Below are 3,720 nucleotides of genomic sequence, written 5' to 3'. Positions count from 1 at the left end.
TAATAAACGAATACTAACAAAATTAGGCAACCAATCACCTGTAGAATACAGAAAATCAGTTGCCCAATTAAATAGTTAGAAAGCTGCTTTTATTTATTTGTTCAAAATAATAGTTGCAGTTCCTTGATTCTAGCTCTTTTCTTGTACATAAAAATAAATTAGGAGTGATATATATGACATTAGCTGAAAAGAAATTGAAAGAACAAATGGATAAACTAAATGCAAAAATCAAACATAGTAATTCACTTTTAAATAAATTAAAAAATAAAAAACAAACTAGCAAAGTAAAAAATTCAATCAAGATCGAACAGAAAAACATTCAAAATTATAAAAAGCAAATTGCAACATTAAAAGTAAATATGCAGAAAGCAAAGATTGATGAATTAAAAAGTAACACTTTAGAAAACATGCGAAAAAATCCAATGTTTTCAAATGATAAAGCAACCTTAATTCCTCAAAATCCTAATACAAACCAAAGCTATGTAATTTTATTTATGAAAACTGCTAATGCTGATACTTCTCCACAAGTTAATACAAAAGCAGTGGAAAAAGGGATGAATCTATCAACTACCACACAACAAGGGGCAAATACAATTTCATTTGAAGCAATAATTGGTGGTGGAGATATTGATCAGATGAATGAAGTTAAACGTGAAATTGGAAAATTAAGATATTGGTCTAATAACGGTGTTCCATTGATATTCCATTCAAATAATTATAATTCTGAAAGTGTGCAAATTAGTGCATTTACCAACTCATATGAATTTACAGACGCAGGAACAGGGGTCAATTCAGCTAATGTATCTATCACTCTAACTGAGGCACAATTCTTTGATACAAATATCAAAACAAAAAAAGGAACAACAAAATATGTAGGTCATAAAGGTAATAAGAAGGGAACAAAAAGTAGCAAGGCAACTAATAAACACAGGTATGTAATTGCTAAGTCGGGTGTTACTTATCTATCTGTTGCAAGGAGCAAACATGTTTCACTGGCACACGTTAGAAAGCTAAATAAATACGCTGATAGGTCAATTCCAATTGGTGCAAAGATTTATTATTAGGAGGTAATGCAATGGCAGTAAATGATTATATTGATATTAATTTAGATGATGTTCCGGTTCAATTTGATTACACCATTGATGGTATTGATTTTACTTTTTATCTTTACTACAACGAAGTAAATGATAGTTACTATATTGATTTATTTGATGAAAATGGAGTCCAAATCGTTAATGGTGAAAAATTGATTTACGGTTATCCATTGTTCGGTTCAATTAATGATCCACGATTACCTTTAATTAATATCGTGCCAATGGATGAACAAGGTAACGAAACTGAAGTTAGCAAGCTTAACTTTACTAATACAGTTCAATTATTCATAAAAGATACGGATGATGATGACACAGACGCAAATACAGGCAATTCTAGCGATGAAGGTGATGATGATACCGTATCAGACAACACAGCGCACGCTGATATAAATGATTATGGAACAGATAAGTCAGTAGGTGATGAATAATGGAGTTAGTACATTTCTATCAAAGAATAGAGTTAGATGATGAAGTTAGAATTGTATCAAGCTATTTGCAGGGTAAAAATGCTCAAATTGAAATAACTTATAACTTTAGCAATCAAGATGTTCCGTCGGATACTGATATTACAATTCATGGAATTTCTAAAAAGACAGCAAGTAAATTTAAAGTCGGTTCAAATCTTTCCATTTATGCAGGTTTCTATAATGCTGACTTCACTGAAAATAACATAGCTCATTTATTAACGGCATCTATCACAACAGTAGATGCAATTAAATGGGAATCAGGAGATTGGTATTTGCATCTAACGATACAAGATGGAACAAAGGTTGACCCAAAGAAAGCGATTAAGGTAGCACAAAGCAAACAAGTTAGAGCTAAGTCTACAAACAAATCATCAACATATCGTTCTCAAATGAGGAATTTTGAAAATAATGCAAAGAAGAGACGTCAAGCATGGCTAAATGCTAATCCTAATGCTACAAGACATCAAAAACATTTGAATTATGTACAAATTCAAAATTCAATTAAGGCATATAGAACTCAACTAAAGGGAGCTCAAAGCAGGGCAACTGAAAAAGCAAATAAGCAAAAAGCATATAGGGTTAAAACTGTATATAAAAACATGAGTTTTAAGTCAGGAACAAAGGGATCAACAATCATTAGAACGTTAGCAGACAAAGCAGGTATTAAGATTAGTGAAATGAAACTAGTATATAACCACGTTTACTATTCTGGTTACACTGCTAAAAAGAAACCACTGTCATGTATCCAAGATATTGCTAAAGATTGTAAAACCGATATGTTCTATCAACACGGTAAATTAGTAATCAAGTCATTTGTAAGCAATAAACATTTGAATTACACATGTGTACCTAAAACGGGGCTGATTACTTCACCTAGCTTGTCAACAGATGAAGATAACAAGGATGTTTATGAAGCTACTATTCTATTCAATCCAATAATTACCACAGGAGTTATTTTTAGGATTGACGATAAGTTTTCTGGATTTACAGATGATGTAATTGTCACTAATGGGAATGCAACATTAAGTAATTCAGATACACCAACAATGACTGTTAATTTTAAAAAGTTATCACAATACAAAAAAGAACAAGCTAGTGAAATTAAGAAAGCAAAATCTGATGATGCTAAAGCAAAGGCTAAGTTAGATGCTAAACGAGTAAAGCAAGCCAAAGCTAAACGAACTAACAGAAAGAAGTGATTAAATGGCTGAACAAAAAGATTATTTTACAGATTTGATGAGAAAGGTTTATAGCAATTCTATCAATGATGTTTCTGTTGCATATATAGCTAAAATTGAAAAAATGACACCACCTACAGCTACTGTACAACCACTTGCAAGGATTGATGGTAAGAAAGAATCAATGGTTCAGAAAGTACATTTTATCCTTCTTCCAGGACAACCAGAACTACTAGATTACAAGAGTGGGGATGAAGTTATCGTTATCTGCTTAGATGATGACAATTCCAAATATACAAAGGGATATTATCCAGTTAGTTCTAATAGAAAGCATTCTGTTGATTACTCATTTGTTATTGGGAAGATAGCGAATAAAAAAGACTTTAAAAAATGAAAGGTGGTGAGATAAATGGCTCAAGATTTGTTATATACAGATGATGGTGATTTATATATTAGTAAAGATAGTCCATTGTATGTAACTGGTTTAGATGAAATCAAACAATCACTAAACATGATTTTAATGACTAAAAAAGGTAGTTGGTCTAATGAGAATGTTGGAATTGATTATGATTGGTTAATTGGTGGATTTGACAGGAATGCTTGCATTTCATCAATTTCTACCTCGCTGCAACAAGATAAGCGAATCATTGATGTTGTTTTAGTCGATCCGCAGATTAATCCAAATCATACAACAGTTGATATTCATATCATCGTAAACACAACATTAGGTCAATTAGATTTCTGGAAGGAAGTGAATACAGATGCCACTAACTGATGATGGTTGGGTAACAATCAGTGCAGATGATGCATTAAAGCAAGCCAAGTCAGAAATTCAGAAAAATCTAGGAATAGATACTGATGTTTCTGATGGTTCAGCAATGGGAAGAATTGCACAGATGTTGGCTAACAGAATTGTTGAATGCGATAATGTTGCTCAAAACGTCTATGATAACAATTTCTGGTTAACTGCTTCTGGAGTTT

At 31.9% G+C, this 3,720-nt stretch carries 6 protein-coding genes; all 6 read left to right on the top strand.

Features of this window, described 5'->3' with window-relative positions; all coding sequences use genetic code 11:
• The first annotated feature begins 173 nt into the window (after nucleotides 1-173).
• Complete coding sequence (locus OEZ61_RS07910) at nucleotides 174-1,064, top strand: hypothetical protein (protein WP_290047357.1); 891 nt, start codon at nucleotides 174-176, stop codon at nucleotides 1,062-1,064.
• An 11-nt stretch (nucleotides 1,065-1,075) separates the two neighbouring features.
• Nucleotides 1,076-1,522 (top strand): hypothetical protein, encoded by a 447-nt coding sequence (locus OEZ61_RS07905; RefSeq protein WP_094750409.1) that lies wholly within the window; start codon nucleotides 1,076-1,078, stop codon nucleotides 1,520-1,522.
• Nucleotides 1,522-2,760, top strand: coding sequence for a hypothetical protein (locus OEZ61_RS07900; protein WP_290047354.1), 1,239 nt, complete (start codon nucleotides 1,522-1,524; stop codon nucleotides 2,758-2,760). Before OEZ61_RS07905 ends, OEZ61_RS07900 begins: the two co-directional genes overlap by 1 nt.
• A gap of 4 nt (nucleotides 2,761-2,764) precedes the next feature.
• Entirely contained in the window at nucleotides 2,765-3,133 is a 369-nt protein-coding gene (locus tag OEZ61_RS07895; protein ID WP_140968162.1) for a hypothetical protein, read from the top strand.
• 15 nt (nucleotides 3,134-3,148) lie between these two features.
• Nucleotides 3,149-3,514, top strand: a complete 366-nt coding sequence (locus tag OEZ61_RS07890; protein ID WP_057197983.1) for a DUF2634 domain-containing protein — start codon at nucleotides 3,149-3,151, stop codon at nucleotides 3,512-3,514.
• The coding region (locus OEZ61_RS07885) for a hypothetical protein (RefSeq protein WP_290047351.1) at nucleotides 3,501-3,720 on the top strand (220 nt) is incomplete at its 3' end. The genes OEZ61_RS07890 and OEZ61_RS07885, both read left to right, overlap by 14 nt.

Origin of the sequence: Apilactobacillus sp. EABW-1NA (assembly GCF_030398685.1) — a bacterium.
Lineage (GTDB): Bacteria > Bacillota > Bacilli > Lactobacillales > Lactobacillaceae > Apilactobacillus > Apilactobacillus waqarii.
This window is presented reverse-complemented; position numbering and strand designations above follow the sequence as displayed.